We start from the raw sequence: 14036 nt of genomic DNA, 5'->3' as shown, positions 1-14036 counted from the left end.
GGGGCGGGTGGCGCCGGGACCGGGCAGCCGCATCCGCTGCCGTAGTGACGATCCCGGACGGGGTGGGTACTCCCCTCCGCACCACCAGAATGACGAAACAGAGTTCGCCTGTCAAGGACGCGGGCCCTATGCTCGGCGCCATGGCGGCGAGCGATCACCCTGGCACCGGCGGCGGCACGTGGACCTTCCTGAGCAACCACGCCCACGTGCTGCTGTGCCTCGTGGCCGATCCGGACCAGACGCTGCCCGCGATCGCGGCGCGCGTCGGCATCACCACCCGCGCCGTGCAGCTCATCCTCGCCGACCTCATCGAGGGCGGTTACGTCGAGCGGACGAAGGTCGGCCGCCGCAACCACTACCGCGTCAACGGCGACGGTCACCTGCGCCACCCGCTGGAGGCGCACCACCGGGTCGCCGACCTCATCGCCGCGCTCGGCCCGGCCTGACGCGCCGCTCGAAACCGCCGCGGCGGGAGCCGCGCCCAGCGGCTGCCCGCGCTTCGGGGAACAGGCCGGCCAGGGATCCGCCCTCCTCCCGCACTGGGCCGAGCGCGGCGTCCCGGTGATCGCAGGCGCCCGGCTACGCCCTGCGGCGCAAGCGGTCCCACGGGGACGCCGCCGCGGTGGTCCACGGCTCCCGACGTGTGGCGGCGAGCGTCGCCTTCGCGGTCGCGACCGCCGTGATTCTCCTCGACGCCCGCTGAGCGCCCGGAGCGCCGCGTTCAGGCCAGTTTCCGCGCCATGCGCCACGACGCCGCGCCGACCAGCACGGCCGCGAACCCGGCGAGCACCGCCAGCTGGCCCGCGATGTCGGCGACCCCGCCGCCGCGGGAGAGCACCGTCGTCCAGGCGTCCACCGCCCACGCGTGCGGCGTGACGTGCCCCACCGCACGCAGCGCCGGCGGCACGATCTCCAGCGGCCACATGCACCCGCCCAGCATGCCGAACGCGATGCCGATGGCAGGCCCGATCGCCGAGGCCTGTTCGGAGGTGCGGAACAGGGTGCCGCTGAGGATGCCGGCGCCCGCGCCGACCACCGCCCACAGCCCGGTCAGCAGCAGCGCCGCCACCGGATCGCCCCAGGACACCCCGAACAACGCGGCCGACGCCCCGATGATCAGCGCCGACTGGCCCAGCGCGAGCACAACGTAACCGAGCGCCTCGCCGAACACGATCTCGCGCGGACGGACCGGTGCCGCCAGCGAACGCGAGTAGACGCCCAGCTTGCGGGTCTCGATCACGGCCGCCCCGGCGGCGAGCGTGTTGACGAACACGAACAGCACCAGCATGGTCGGCGCGCTGCCGGTGAACCCGCCCGCCCGCTCGTCCGGGGCGCCGCCCGCGGATTCGGTCCGGACCGTGATCCGGTCACCCGTGGCGGCGAGCGATCCGGCCAGCGGCAACCACCGCGCCGGATCGGTCCCGGTGCGCTCGGCGGCGAACCCGGCCGCCTGGACGAGCGCCGCGTGGTCGGCCACGACCGCGGACACTGCCGACCACGCGCCCTGCGTGGTGCCCGCCGAACCGGTGCTCAGCAGCGGCAGCTCGACCGGGGCGCCGGACAGCAGGCGCTCGTCGAAGCCGTCCGGCAGCACCAGGACGGCGTCGACCTGGTTGCGGCGCAACGCGGCGGTGGCGGGGTCCTCGTCGGAGTAGGTCCGGGTCTCCAGCGCCGGCGAGGTGTCCAGGGCGCGGGACAACCCGGCGGCCAGCGGGGTGCCCGGCTCGACGACCCCGATGCGGAAGCTGTCCTGGCCGCGGATGGTCGCGCCGACGATGAGGATCACCACCAGCGGCAGCAGGACGATGAAGAACATCGCGACCCGGTCGCGGGCGAGCCGGCGCAGCGCCACGCCGGTGAACAGCAGCGCGGTCATCGGGCCGCATCCCGTCGCGCCAGGAGCGCGGACGCCCCGCCGAGAACCATGCAGAACGCCAGGATCGCCAGCAGCGGCGGCCAGACCGCGGGCCAGCCCGCGCCGCCGGAGAGGTCCGTGAACCCGCGCAGCGCCCAGCCGTTCGGCGTGGCGAGGGTGAGGGTGCGGATGACGTCCGGCGCGCCGCCGAGGTAGACGAAGTTGCCGCCGAGCAGCACCAGCCCGAACGTGACGATCGCGGCCAGCCCCTCGGCCTGTCGCTCGGTGCGGGCGAGCGTGATGACGAACGCGGTCAGGCACACCAGCGCCAGGCCCAGTGCGACGATCAGCAGCGCGACCGGACCCGGCGGCCCCCAGTCGGCGCCGAACCCCAGCGTGGTGATCAGCGCGACGGTGCCCAGGCTGGCCGTCCCGTACGCGAACGTCGCCAGCGCCTTCCCGGTGAGCACGGTGCCCGGCGCCACCGGCGCGGCCGCGACGCGGTCCAGCAACCCGCTGCGTTGTTCGGTGAAGTAGCCGCGCGCGGTGAACCCGATGGAGAAGAACATGAAGAACATGCCCATCGCGGGGGCGTAGTAGCTGACTCCGGCCTGTTGCGCCGTGCCGCCGGCCCGGCTGACGACCTTTTCCGGCAGCCGCAGGGCGGCGGCCCGTTCGGCGAGCCCGGCCGGATCCGCGCCGGCCGCCAGCGCGGTCCGCGTGGCGAGCAGGTCGGCGTTGAGCTGGGCCACGAACGCCGCGGCCACCGAGCGGGCCACCTCGCCCGCCAGCGGCGCGTCCACGTCGGTCAGCACCGTGACCGGCACCGCGGCCCCGGAATGCGCGGCCGCGGAGAACCCGGCGGGGATCACCAGTGCCGCGCTCGCGCCGCCGTCGTCGACCCGCTGCCTCGCCTCGGCCACCCCGGGCACGGTCTCGACGGCCAGCACCGAGTCCAGCTCCGGCCCGGTCAGGAACCCGGTGAACGCGGCCGCGACGGGTCCCCGGTCCAGATCGGCCACCGCCACCGTGGTGTGGAAGGTCTCCGCGCCGCGGAAGGCGAAGCTGATGAGCATCGCGACACCGACGGGCGCCAGGATCCCCAGGATCCACGCCGAGCGGTCGCGCAGGCGCTGGCGCAGGTCCTTTCCCGCGATCACGAGTGCCGGATGCATGCTCACTCCCGCAGGGCCGTGCCGGTCAGGTGCAGGAACACCGCTTCCAGGTCCGGTTCGGTGACCTCGGCGGACCGGATCCCGGACCGCAGCCGTTCGGCGACGTCGAACACCGTGGGCAGCAGCCGCCTGCCGTCGCGCACGATCAGGTGCAGCTCACCGCCCGCCACGTCGACACTGTCCACTTCGGACAACTCGCGGCAGGCCGCGGCGAGCGCGGCGACGTCGCCGTCCACGGTGAGCGTGATGCGGTCGCGCTCGCCGAGACGGGCGACGAGTTCCCGGCGGGTGCCCTCGGCGACCAGCCTGCCGTGGTCGATGATGCCGACCCGGTCGCACAACCGCTCGGCTTCCTCCATGTAGTGCGTCGTGTAGAGGACGGCGAGGCCGGCGGCGCCGAACGAGTGGACGCTTTCCATGATCGCGTGGCGGCTCTGCGGGTCGACGCCGACGGTGGGTTCGTCGAGCACGAGCAGGGTAGGGCGGTGCAGCAGGCCGGCGCCGATGTTGAGCCGGCGCCGCATGCCGCCGGAGAAGGTCTCGACCTTCTCCCCAGCCCGGTCGGCCAGGCCGACGAGCTCGAGCACCTCGTCGGTCCGCCGGGCGAGCGTGGCGCCGCGCAGCCGGTACAGGCGGCCGAAGAACCGGAGGTTCTCGCGCGCCGTGAGGTCCGGGTAGAGCGCGACCTCCTGCGGCACGTAGCCGACGAGGGCCTTCGCCTCCCGCGCGAACCTGTTCATGGGGAAGCCGCCGATCACCGCGCTGCCGGCCTCGGGGGCCAGCAGCCCGCACAGGATCCGCAGCGTCGTGGTCTTGCCCGCGCCGTTGGGGCCGAGCAGGCCGTAGGTTTCGCCAGGGGCGATGTGGAAACCGACGTCGTCCACCGCGATCCGGCCGTCGAACGCCTTGCGCAGACCGGTCACGGTGAGGACGTCGGCGGTCCCGGTGAGCACCGTGGAGGTCATGGGCTCCACCGTGGCGGCGGACACCGCCGGGGGCGAGGGGCGAAGGTCCCGCGAGCCGGTGACTTCCGCCCGCCGCGGCGGCTCAGCCCGGCGGTTCCGCCAGGAACCGGTCCACCGCCGCCACCGTCGCTTTGGCGCTCTGCGCCGCCACGTGCCCCAGCCGGGGGTGCAGCAGGAGCCGGCCATTCGGAAGCCCGTCCGCGGTCTCCCGGAAGACCGCGGCGCCGTAGAACCGGTCGCCGCCCCCGCCGACGACGAGCACGGGCGCGGCGATCGCGGGCAGCCGGGCGGTGAGGTCGAAGGCGTCCTCGGCGTCGATCACGGTCAGCATGTCGGCGCAGTCGCCGCGCAGCATCACCGGGCCGGACAGCCATCCGGCCACGGCCAGCGCCCGGTGTGCCACCCGTCCCCCGGCGAGCGTCGCGAACATCAGGGCGCCGGCCCGGCGACGGCGGCCGGCGCGCACGGCGGCGGCGAGTTCCCGCTGCACGGCCAGGCCGCCGTCGCCCAGCCGGCAGGCCGACGAGAGCAGCACCACCCGCCGCACCACATCGGGGTGGTCGGCGGCGAGCTGTAGCGCCACGCTGCCCCCGGTGGAGGAGCCGGCGAGGTCGACCGGACCACCGAACCGCTGCCGGATCGCGGCGGCGTAGTCGGCGGCGATCGAGGCCATCGTGGTGCCGGCGGGCAGGTTTTCGCGGCGCTGGACCCACCACACCCGCCGCCGCCGGGCGAACGGCCGGACCTGGGCGAGCTGGAACCGGCGGTCGAGGCCCGCCGGTGGGCGGTGGTGGGGGCCCAGCCCCGGGAGAAACACCAGCGGCGGGCCGCTGCCGGTCACGAGGCAGGCCAGCCCGGCCGGCCCGAGCCGCCGCGGCTCCGTCGAGGTGGACGACATCAGGCGGCTCCTCTTCGCTTGCGCGGGTGATCCGCCTTCGACACTGACGGCTCCCGTCCGGCGGGAGAAGGGTCGAACGGCACTCCTCCGCCACCCCGGCCCCGGCTAGCCTCGCCGGGATGGGCATCGCTCCAGAGGAAATCGCGCCGGGCGTGCACCGGCTGCGGCTGGGCCGCCACGCGCTCGCGTCCAATGTGTACTTCGTCGCGACCGGGGGCGGCTGGGCGCTCGTCGACGCGGGATGGGCGTCCAGCGCGCCGGTTATCCGGGCGGCCGCGGCCACCCTGTTCGGCGAGGGAACCCGCCGCGGGCGATACTGCTCACCCACATCCACCCCGACCACTCCGGCGCGGCCGGGACCCTGGCGCGGCAGTGGCACGTCCAGGTCCACGTCGCCGCCGCGGAGCTGCCGATGGCCCACGGCCGGTACCTGCCCGCGTTCGGCATGCCCCTGGACCGGTGGGCCGTGGTGCCGCTCCTGCGCCTGCTCCCGGCCCGGGTGCGGGACCGGATCGAGGCGGCCGGCGACATCAGCGACGTGACCCGCGCGTTCGGCGATCCCGCGGACCTGCCCGGTCTGCCGGGCTGGACCGCGGTGCCGACACCGGGGCACACGCCGGGTCACGTCGCCTACCACCGGGCCGACGGCGTGCTGCTCTCCGGCGACGCCGCGCTGACCGTGGACCTCAACGCGCTCACCGGCGTGCTGACCGGCCGGCGACGACTGTCCGGCCCGCCGCGCTACACCACCTGGGACCCGGTGCGCGCCAGCCGCTCCCTCGCCGGGCTGGCCGCGCTGCGCCCGCGGCTGCTGGCGCCCGGTCACGGCGACCCGGTCCCGGTCACCGGTGACGAACTGGCCGCCCTCGCGACCCGCCTCACCTGGTGGCAGCGCGCGGCGCGACCGCAGGCGTCCACATCGGACGGCGACTACCGGCCGCCACCCCGTCTCTACACCCGCCTGCAGGGCACCGGCCGCCTGCTCACACGGCTGGGGCTCACGCCGCGCGACGTGGTCACCCTCGAAGTGCCCGGCCGCCGCACCGGCGCCATCCGGCGCACCACCCTGCTGCGCACCGACCACGACGGCGCCGGGCACCTCGTGTCCATCACGGGCGAATCCGAATGGGTCCGCAACGTGCGGGCCGCCGGCGGGCGCGCGGTGCTCGCCCGGGGGCGGCGCAAATGGCCAGTGCTGCTCACCGAAATTCCGGCCGGCGAGCGCGCTCCGGTGATCCGCGCGCAACTGCTCCGCACCGGACAGCGACCCGACTCGGCCCGGGTCGCCGGTGATGCCCTGGCGTTCTTCGGGATCACCGGCAAACCGGGCCTGGCCGAGATCGCGGAAGTCGCACACCGTCACCCGGTGTTCCGCATCGGGCCGCGGGCGGCGGGCTGAGCCGGCGTCCTCACCCGATCCGGCTCCGGATCAGCTTGTCGGCCTCCACGACCACGAACGCGGCGGCCGCGGCGGCGAGCACCGGCCACCACGAGTCCCACCCGATCGGCGCCGTGTGGAACATCCGGTTCATCCCGGGCACGTAGGTGATCAGCGCCTGCAGCAGCACGGTGATGCCGAGGCCGACGCCGAGCATGCGGTTCCGCCCCGGCCGCGCGCGCAGCAGGCTGTGGTCCAGCGAGCGGCAGCTGAACAGGTAGGCGATCTGCACCCCGACGAACACGTTGACCGCCACCGTGCGGGCCTGCGCGAGCGACCCGCCGTCGGCCAGCTCCCAGTGATAGCCGGCGAAGGCCGCGGCCACGAGCAGCGCCGACACCAGCCCGATCCGCCGCACCAGGTTCCGGGTGAGCAGCGGACGGGCCGGCGGGCGCGGCGGCCGCCGCATCAGCCCGGGTTCCTTCGGCTCGAACGCCATCGTCAGCCCGAGGAAGACGGCGGTGGTCATGTTGATCCACAGGATCTGCACGGGCACGATCGGCAGGACCGCGCCGAGCACGACGGCCACCAGGATCACCATGCCCTCGCCGATGTTCGTCGGCAGCGTCCAGGCGATGAACTTGCGCAGGTTGTCGAACACCCCGCGGCCCTCCTCGACCGCGGACTCGATCGCCACGAAGTCGTCGTCGAGGAGCACCATGTCGGCGGCCTGCCGGGCCGCGTCGGTGCCGCCGCGGCCCATCGCGACGCCGATGTCGGCGCGGCGCAGGGCCGGCGCGTCGTTCACCCCGTCCCCGGTCATCGCGACGACCTGGCCGCGCCGCTGCAGCGCCCGCACCAGGCGCAGCTTCTGCGCCGGGGAGACACGGGCGAACACGTCCGCGCGGGCGGCGGCCTCGTCCAGTGCGCCGTCGTCCAGCTCGTCGAGGTCGCGGCCGGTCAGCACGGTGGCCTCGCCCGGCCGCGCGAGGCCGACCTGCCCGGCGATCGCCCCCGCGGTGACCGCGTGGTCGCCGGTGATCATCTTGACCGCGATGCCCGCGTCCCGGCAGGCGGCGATCGCGCGCGCGGCCTCCGCCCGCGGCGGGTCCTGCATCGCCTGCAATCCCAGGAAGGTCCACTCCCCCTGGCCGGCGAGCGGCCCGCCGGTGGGCGTGAACCGGGCGAAGGCCAGCACCCGGAGTCCCTGTGCGGCGAACTCCGCCTGGGCGCGGTGCACCTCCGCCGTGTCGAGCGGCCGCTCGGCGCCGTCCTCGCCGAGTTCGGCCGAGCACCGGGCGAGCACCTCCTCCACCGCGCCCTTCACGTACGCGGCGCCGCGATGCGCGGTGATCATCAGGCGGGTTTCCGAGTCGAAGGGGACGACGTCGAGGCGTGGCCGCTCCGCCCGCAACCGGGCCGGGTCCAGGCCGGCCGCGGCCGTGAGCAGCGCGATCTCCGTCGGATCGCCCTCGGCGGGGCTCGCGTCGTTGCACAGCACCCCCGCGACCAGGCACTCCCGTACGGCCGGGCCCGGATCGGCCCACTCGTCCACGGTGCGCCCGGCGGCGTGCACGGCGACGACCGTCATCCGGTTCTCGGTGAGCGTGCCGGTCTTGTCGGTGCAGATGACCGTGGTGCTGCCCAGTGTTTCGACCGCGGGCAGGTGGCGCACCACCGAGCGGCGGCGGGACATCCGCACCACGCCGATCGCGAGGACGATCGACACCGCGGCGGGCAGCCCCTCCGGGATCGCGCCCACGGCGAGGGCGACCGCGGCGGTGAACATCTCCGCCACCGGGGTGCCGCGCAGCAGGCCGAGCGCGAACGCGAAGGCCGCGACCACCACGATCCCGACGCTCAGCTGGCGGGAGAACACGCCGAGCTTGCGGGTCAGCGGGGTGGCGACGGTGGCGGTCGTGGCGACCAGCCGCTGGATGTCGCCGAGCTGGGTGTGCGCGCCGGTCGAGGTGACCACCGCGCGGCCGGTCCCGCGGGTGACGAGGGTGCCGGAGTGCACCATGTTGACCCGGTCGGCGGCGGCCGTCTCCGCGGGCAGGACCTCGTCGTGCTTGGCCACCGGGGCGGACTCGCCGGTGAGCGCGGACTCGTCGACCTCCAGCTGGTGCGCTTCGGTCACGCGGCCGTCGGCGGGCACCCGGTCCCCCGCGGCGATCTCGACGACGTCGCCCGGCACGAGTTCCTCCGCCGGTACGCGGACGGGCGCGCCGTCGCGCAGCACGGTCGTCTCGGTGCGGACCAGCCGGGTCAGGGCGTCCAGGGCCCGCTGGGCACGCGACTCCTGCACGTACCCGATCACGGCGTTGAGCACGACCACCCCGCCGATCACGGCGGCGTCGACGTAACCGCCGAAGACCGCCGTCACCACGCCGGCGGCGAGCAGCACGTACACCAGCGGGCTGTGGATCTGCGCGGCCAGCCGGCGGATCACGCCCGGCCCGCGTGGCGCGGTGAGCACGTTGCGCCCGTACCGTTCCCGCCGCCGGTCCGCGTCCGGTGTGGACAGACCGGTGGCGGGGTCGGTGTCCAGGGACGCGGCGACGGTCTCCGCCGTCGCCGCGTGCGCCCGCAGGCCGGGCTGCTCCGTGGTGGTCATCGAATGTCCTTCGGTCGTCGAGCCCGGATCGCCTTGTGCAACGCGTCGGCGGCCCAGACCGCGGGCACGGCCAGCGCGGCCAGCGCCCAGCCGAGCGGGCTGGGCAGGTCTCCGCCGAGCAGTCCGGGCAGGGGCGGGAGCAGGAGGAACACTGCGAGCATCGCGGCTTCGAGCGCGGTCGCCCACAGCAGCAGCGGGTTGCCGCCGAAACCGCGGCGGCCGACCCAGCTGGACTCGCTGCGGCAGGCGAACGCGTTGGCCAGCTGGCCGAGCACGATCGCGGTGAACGCGGTTCCGGACGCGGTGGCCAGCAGCGCGGCCCCGGGTTCGGCGCCCCACCGCCAGCCGCCCGCGACGAGCACCACCACGAACGCGCCCATCGCGACGAGCGCCTCGGCCGGGCCGAGCACGCCGAACGCGCGGCGCACCAGCCGGCCGTCGATGAGGTTGCCGGTGCGCGCCCGCCCGCGCATCGTGCGCGGATTGGGTGGCTCGGCGCCCAGCGCGAGAGCGGGCACCAGGTCAGTGCCGATGTCCAGCGCCAGCACCTGCAGCACGGTCAGTCCCAGCGGGATCGAGCCGCCGGAGAGCGCCCACACCGCGAACGGCGCGAGCTCGGCGACGTTGTCGGTCAGGTGGTAGGTGAGGAACCGGCGGATGTTGGCGAACGTCGCGCGGCCCAGTTCGATCGCGTTGACGATGGTGGCGAAGTGGTCGTCCAGCAGCACCAGGTCGGCGGCCTCGCGCGCCACGTCGGTGCCGGACGCGCCCATCGCCACCCCGATGTCGGCCGTGCGCAGCGCGGGCCCGTCGTTGACCCCGTCGCCGGTCATGGCCACCACGTGCCCGCGGGACTGGAGCACCCGTGCGATGCGCAGCTTCTGCTCCGGCGTCACCCTGGCGACGACGGAACCGTCGGCGTCGAGCAGCTCGCCCAGCGCGGCGTCGTCGGCGGGCAGGTCCTTGCCCTCCACCACCACCGAGGCGGGCCCGAGCAGGCCGACCTCGGCGGCGATCGCGGCGGCGGTGCCCGGGTGGTCGCCGGTGATCATCGCGAGCTTGATCCCCGCGGTCCGGCACGCGGCGATCGCGCCGGCGACGTCGGGCCGCGGCGGGTCCTCGAGACCGACCAGGCCGAGCAACGCCAGCTCGCGTTCGTCGTCGCCGTCGCCGCGCGCCACGGCGAGCACCCGCAGACCCCGCGCGCTGAGCTCGTGGACCGCCTCCGCCGCGCCGGGCGGCACGTCCCGGCACAGCGGCAGCACGCTGTCCGGCGCCCCGGTCACGTGCAGACCGTCCTCGTCGGACACCGACGAGCGGCGGCGGTACGGGTCGAACGGGCGCCGGTCCCGCGGCGCCGGGCGGGCAGCGCGGCCGGCGCGGGTGGCGAGGACGTGCAGCGCGACCTCCATCGGGTCGCCGACCGGCCGCCACACCCCCGACTGCTCGACGGCGCGGGAGTCGGGCGAACAGCGGGCCGCCGAGTCGGCGAGGGCCGCGGCCGCCGCGACGGCGTCCGGGTCGCCGAGCAGGCGGCCCTCCGGCCGGTAGCCCTCCCCCTCCACGGTCGCGCTGCCCGCGCCGGTCCACACCGTGACCACCGACATCTCGTTGCGGGTGAGGGTGCCGGTCTTGTCCGTGCAGATGAACGTGGTGGCGCCGAGCGTCTCGACCGATTCCAGGCGGCGCACGAGCGCGTTGCGGCCGGCCATCTTCTGCACCGCGCGGGCCAGCGACAGCGTCACGGTCGGCAGGAGCCCCTCGGGCACCAGCGCGACGGTGACGCCGATGGCGAACAGGAATCCTTCGCTCGGCGCGAAGTCCAGGAGCAGCGCGACACCGAAGAACAGCACGCCGACCGACACCGCGATCACCGAGACGATCCGCACCACGCGCTGCAGCTGCCCGGTCAGCGGGCTGCGCGGTCGTGTGGCCCCGGCCGTCACCGCGGCGATGCCGGCCAGCCGGGTGCGGCTGCCGGTGGCGGTGACGACGGCCGCGCCGTGTCCCTCGACCAGGTAGGTGCCCGCGTGGACGACGCCGCCCGGCTCCGGGCGCACCGGCGCGCTCTCCCCGGTCAGCAGCGACTCGTCGACCGAGAGCCGTCCGCCCGCCAGGACCTCGGCGTCGGCGCAGACCCGGTCCCCCGCCTCCAGCAGGAGCACGTCGCCGGTGACCAGCTCGGTCGCGTTCACGACCAGGGGTTTGCCGTCGCGGCGCACGGTCGCCCGCACCGGCAGCAGGTCCCGCAGCCGCTCGGCGGCCCGGTCGGCGCGGTACTCCTGCACGAACGAGAACACACCGTTGACCACGACCACCACGGCGATCGCGATCGCGAGGGCCGGCATGCCCGCGAGCAGGGCCAGGCCCGAGGCGACCCACAGCATGAGGGCGAAGAAGTGCACCAGCTGCTTGACGAACTCGACCGCCGGGTTGCGCCGCCGTGCCGCGGGCAGGGCGTTCGGCCCGTCCCGCCGCAGCCGCTCCGCCGCTTCCGCGGCGGTCAGCCCGCGTTCTCCCGTCGTCGTCCGCCCGGCGACCTGCATGGTGTGCACCCCTCTTCTCGTCGTCCGGGTCCAGCCAACGCCGCCGGACGGCACGGCGGCAGGGCCGCCCGGCCGCGACGGGGTGGACTTTGGTCCCTTCCCGTTGCGGCGGAACGGCCCTGGTCAGTCCGTTGTGGACGTCCGGCTCAGCGCGCCTGGTCCTGCCAGACGTAGTCGAGCCGGTTGCGGACCTCCAGCACGCCAGGGACCTGTGCCGTCAGCTGACCCGCGATGCGCACCGCGCTGCGGCGCTCCAGCAGGCCCAGCAGCGTCACGCACCCGCCGGTCACGCTGACCCGGTAGGACCCCGGCCTTGCCCGCAGCACCCGGTCGAACACCTCCGCCTCGACCTCCGCCTGGACGTCGGTGTCCGGCCGCAGGTAGACCCCCATCAGGTCGCGGCGGGCGATCACCCCGACGAGCTTGCCGCCATCGAGCACGAAAAGCCGGCGGAGGTGGTGGCCGGCGAGCCGCTTCGCGACCGCGGGCAGCGGGTCGCCGACGTCGACCGTCCGCACCGGCGAGGTCATCAGGTCACGGGCCAGCAGCGCCGCCGCCTTCCGACGGCGGGCGCGTCCGCGCACCCGCCCGCCCGCGGCTTCCCCGCGGGGCAGCAGGTCCGCCTCCGACACCACGCCGGCCAGTGCGCCGTCCGGACCGACGACCGGGACCGCGCTGACGGCCGCACCGGCCATCAACGCGGCGATCTCCTTGAACTCGGTGTCCGGCGTGACGGTGACGAGGTCCCTCGTCATCACCGAGCCTGCCGTCAATGTGCGCATCACGTCCCCCGGGTCCTCAGAGCAGCCAGCGGTTGTGCCGCGCGACGGTGGCCCACTGGCGCCCGGCGCCCCAGGTGTTGCCCGCGTAGACGGCGGCCAGCACGATCAGCACCAGCGCGTAGAGCAGGTGGTAGTCGATGATCGGGTTGGTCGACCGGCTCGGCTCGCCCGCCTCGGTGAAGCGGTCCAGCGGCCACTCCGCGGCCCACATCAGCAGCATCATCACGGTGCCGGTGATCGCCGACAGGCGCAGGCCGATGCCGACGGTCACGGCGACACCGATGCCGAGCAGGCCGGCCATGAACAGCCAGTCCGCCCAGGCGTCGCCCGCCCACGAGCGCAGGGTCGACGCCATCGGGCCGACGTCGACGCCGCTGAGGAACCCGCGGGTCGGTGAGCCGCCGTTGATCCAGGCCTGCTCGCTCGTCGTCGCGTAGCCCCAGCCGAAGGTCTTGTCCAGGAACGCCCACAGGAACGCCAGCCCGGTGGCGATCCGCAGCACCGCGATGAGCCGCGCGGCGGTGGGAGTCATGACCGCGTCGTGCCCGGACGCGGATTCAGCGGCGTCGCGCGGGGGCACCTGCATCGCTTCGGTCAGTCCCGGTTGGTCCTTGATGGACATGGTGTCCGCCCTTCACTCGGATTCCGTTGAGATGCCCCGAGTGTGTTGGTCGCGGACTCGGCCGGTGAGGGGACAAAGTCCCGGGACGGCGGGCCTTTCGGTTGGTTCTGGAAAGCGCTTCTCGGCTGAGCGAGTGTGGAGTGAGAAGGACCTGGTCAGGCGCGCGAACCGGCTTCTGGCTGTGCTTCGTCATGCCGAGGAGGTCAGCGGCAATGTGGCCGCGACGTGCCGCTAAGGAATGGGAGGACTACTACAACTACCACCGACCCCACGCCGGCCTCGGCGGCCAAACCCCCTATGAGAGGCTGCTACAGAAGTCCCAAGCCCAGCCTGTCACCGGCCACTGTCAGTAGCACAGCTAGGCGGGCAGTTCGGCCGGGAGCTCGTCGCCGCCGTCGAGGGCGAAGCCGGTGACGAGTTCCGGGTCGATCCGGATCACCTCGGTCATCTCGCCCGCCACCCACGGGCGCGGCAGCGTCCGGAACCGGGTCAGCTCGCGAGCGCCGACGCGGCGCGCGTACCCGACCGCGATGACGCTCCACGCGATCCGGTCACCTTCGTGGATGAAGTCAGCCTCGTAGGCGACCACGGTGCCGACCGCGGACAGCAAAGCCGCGCCGGGATGGGTCCGGACGATGACGCATCCGTCGTGGAGCACGTGGTTCACCGGCCGGATGGTGGGCAGCGCCTGGTGGGTGAACACGACGCGGCCGACGCCCACACTGCCCAGCAGGTTCAGCGACTCGGCGCGGCCCAGTTCACGCGGGACCCTCGGCGAGGTCTGATCGATCACCCCGCCATCGTCGCCCCGGCTGCGCGCGGACTGACAGGGCCGAAGGTCACCGGATCGATCATCGGGGTGACAAGTGACGTTGGTCCCTGCCGGAGGTGACTTCCGCCGGTTCGCGGCGCCTTCGGTGGGGCCCTAGATTGGAAAGGTCATCTGCGGAAGGGGCCGTGCCGTGATCACCGTGTTCCTGGTCGACGACCACGAGGTCGTCCGCCGCGGCGTCGCCGAGCTGCTCGGCACCGACCCCGGCCTGGAGGTCGTCGGCGAAGCCACCACCGCCGCGCAGGCCATGGCCCGGATTCCGGCGCTCAAGCCCGACGTCGCGGTGCTCGACGTGCGCCTGCCGGACGGCAACGGCATCGAACTCTGCCGCGAGCTGCGCTCCCGGCTGCCCGAACTCAACGTCCT

At 74.5% G+C, this 14036-nt stretch carries 12 protein-coding genes; 3 read left to right on the top strand and 9 right to left on the bottom strand.

What is annotated here, in order from left to right; genetic code table 11:
- The first annotated feature begins 140 nt into the window (after positions 1-140).
- On the top strand, positions 141-446 hold the full coding sequence (locus ABZ193_RS14660; RefSeq protein WP_051123592.1) for a winged helix-turn-helix domain-containing protein: 306 nt from the start codon (positions 141-143) through the stop codon (positions 444-446).
- 275 nt (positions 447-721) lie between these two features.
- Here the strand turns inward: ABZ193_RS14660 and ABZ193_RS14655 are convergent, their stop codons facing one another.
- From ABZ193_RS14655 to ABZ193_RS14640, 4 genes are all read right to left on the bottom strand, one after another.
- A complete protein-coding gene (locus tag ABZ193_RS14655) occupies positions 722-1876 on the bottom strand; it encodes an ABC transporter permease (RefSeq protein ID WP_020420156.1) in 1155 nt (384 codons plus the stop codon).
- On the bottom strand, positions 1873-3030 hold the full coding sequence (locus ABZ193_RS14650) for an ABC transporter permease (protein WP_020420157.1): 1158 nt from the start codon (positions 3028-3030) through the stop codon (positions 1873-1875). Before ABZ193_RS14650 ends, ABZ193_RS14655 begins: the two co-directional genes overlap by 4 nt.
- A 2-nt stretch (positions 3031-3032) precedes the next feature.
- Positions 3033-3995, bottom strand: coding sequence for an ABC transporter ATP-binding protein (locus ABZ193_RS14645; RefSeq protein ID WP_020420158.1), 963 nt, complete (start codon positions 3993-3995; stop codon positions 3033-3035).
- Positions 3996-4077: 82 nt separating this feature from the next.
- Entirely contained in the window at positions 4078-4893 is an 816-nt protein-coding gene (locus ABZ193_RS14640; protein WP_020420159.1) for an alpha/beta hydrolase, read from the bottom strand.
- A 241-nt stretch (positions 4894-5134) separates the two neighbouring features.
- On the opposite strand from ABZ193_RS14640, the gene ABZ193_RS14635 reads away from it, so the two are divergent.
- A complete protein-coding gene (locus ABZ193_RS14635) occupies positions 5135-6292 on the top strand; it encodes a nitroreductase/quinone reductase family protein (protein ID WP_202961456.1) in 1158 nt (385 codons plus the stop codon).
- A 10-nt stretch (positions 6293-6302) separates the two neighbouring features.
- Here ABZ193_RS14635 and ABZ193_RS14630 read toward each other — a convergent pair whose 3' ends face one another.
- The 5 genes from ABZ193_RS14630 to ABZ193_RS14610 form a co-directional block, all read right to left on the bottom strand.
- A complete protein-coding gene (locus ABZ193_RS14630; protein WP_020420160.1) occupies positions 6303-8888 on the bottom strand; it encodes an HAD-IC family P-type ATPase in 2586 nt (861 codons plus the stop codon).
- Positions 8885-11434, bottom strand: coding sequence for a cation-transporting P-type ATPase (locus tag ABZ193_RS14625; RefSeq protein ID WP_039791726.1), 2550 nt, complete (start codon positions 11432-11434; stop codon positions 8885-8887). The genes ABZ193_RS14630 and ABZ193_RS14625 overlap by 4 nt, the downstream gene beginning before the upstream one ends.
- A 146-nt stretch (positions 11435-11580) precedes the next feature.
- Positions 11581-12216 carry a CBS domain-containing protein gene (locus tag ABZ193_RS14620; RefSeq protein ID WP_027936188.1) on the bottom strand — a complete coding sequence of 212 codons (636 nt, stop codon included), beginning with the start codon at positions 12214-12216 and terminating at the stop codon, positions 11581-11583.
- Between the two features lie 16 nt (positions 12217-12232).
- Positions 12233-12838 (bottom strand): hypothetical protein, encoded by a 606-nt coding sequence (locus ABZ193_RS14615; protein ID WP_354710171.1) that lies wholly within the window; start codon positions 12836-12838, stop codon positions 12233-12235.
- A 358-nt stretch (positions 12839-13196) separates the two neighbouring features.
- Entirely contained in the window at positions 13197-13631 is a 435-nt protein-coding gene (locus ABZ193_RS14610) for a pyridoxamine 5'-phosphate oxidase family protein (protein ID WP_354710170.1), read from the bottom strand.
- A gap of 169 nt (positions 13632-13800) precedes the next feature.
- On the opposite strand from ABZ193_RS14610, the gene ABZ193_RS14605 reads away from it, so the two are divergent.
- Positions 13801-14036, top strand: a 236-nt coding sequence (locus ABZ193_RS14605; protein ID WP_354710169.1) for a response regulator transcription factor, incomplete at its 3' end; no start/stop codon positions are given.

Origin of the sequence: Amycolatopsis sp. NPDC006125, assembly GCF_040614195.1 — a bacterium.
GTDB classification, from domain to species: Bacteria; Actinomycetota; Actinomycetes; order Mycobacteriales; family Pseudonocardiaceae; genus Amycolatopsis_E; species Amycolatopsis_E tucumanensis.
Note: the sequence above shows the minus strand (reverse complement) of the source record. Positions and strands in the feature narration are given on the sequence as shown.

What these genes read in the sequence shown, in the direction of transcription:
- ABZ193_RS14650 (WP_020420157.1), bottom strand. Translation starts at nt 3,030, where the DNA reads ATGCATCCGGCACTCGTGATCGCGGGAAAGGACCTGCGCCAGCGCCTG.
- ABZ193_RS14660 (WP_051123592.1), top strand. Translation starts at nt 141, where the DNA reads ATGGCGGCGAGCGATCACCCTGGCACCGGCGGCGGCACGTGGACCTTC.
- ABZ193_RS14655 (WP_020420156.1), bottom strand. Translation starts at nt 1,876, where the DNA reads ATGACCGCGCTGCTGTTCACCGGCGTGGCGCTGCGCCGGCTCGCCCGC.
- ABZ193_RS14620 (WP_027936188.1), bottom strand. Translation starts at nt 12,216, where the DNA reads ATGCGCACATTGACGGCAGGCTCGGTGATGACGAGGGACCTCGTCACC.
- ABZ193_RS14635 (WP_202961456.1), top strand. Translation starts at nt 5,135, where the DNA reads ATGGGCGTCCAGCGCGCCGGTTATCCGGGCGGCCGCGGCCACCCTGTT.
- ABZ193_RS14640 (WP_020420159.1), bottom strand. Translation starts at nt 4,893, where the DNA reads ATGTCGTCCACCTCGACGGAGCCGCGGCGGCTCGGGCCGGCCGGGCTG.
- ABZ193_RS14645 (WP_020420158.1), bottom strand. Translation starts at nt 3,995, where the DNA reads ATGACCTCCACGGTGCTCACCGGGACCGCCGACGTCCTCACCGTGACC.
- ABZ193_RS14625 (WP_039791726.1), bottom strand. Translation starts at nt 11,434, where the DNA reads ATGCAGGTCGCCGGGCGGACGACGACGGGAGAACGCGGGCTGACCGCC.
- ABZ193_RS14615 (WP_354710171.1), bottom strand. Translation starts at nt 12,838, where the DNA reads ATGTCCATCAAGGACCAACCGGGACTGACCGAAGCGATGCAGGTGCCC.
- ABZ193_RS14630 (WP_020420160.1), bottom strand. Translation starts at nt 8,888, where the DNA reads ATGACCACCACGGAGCAGCCCGGCCTGCGGGCGCACGCGGCGACGGCG.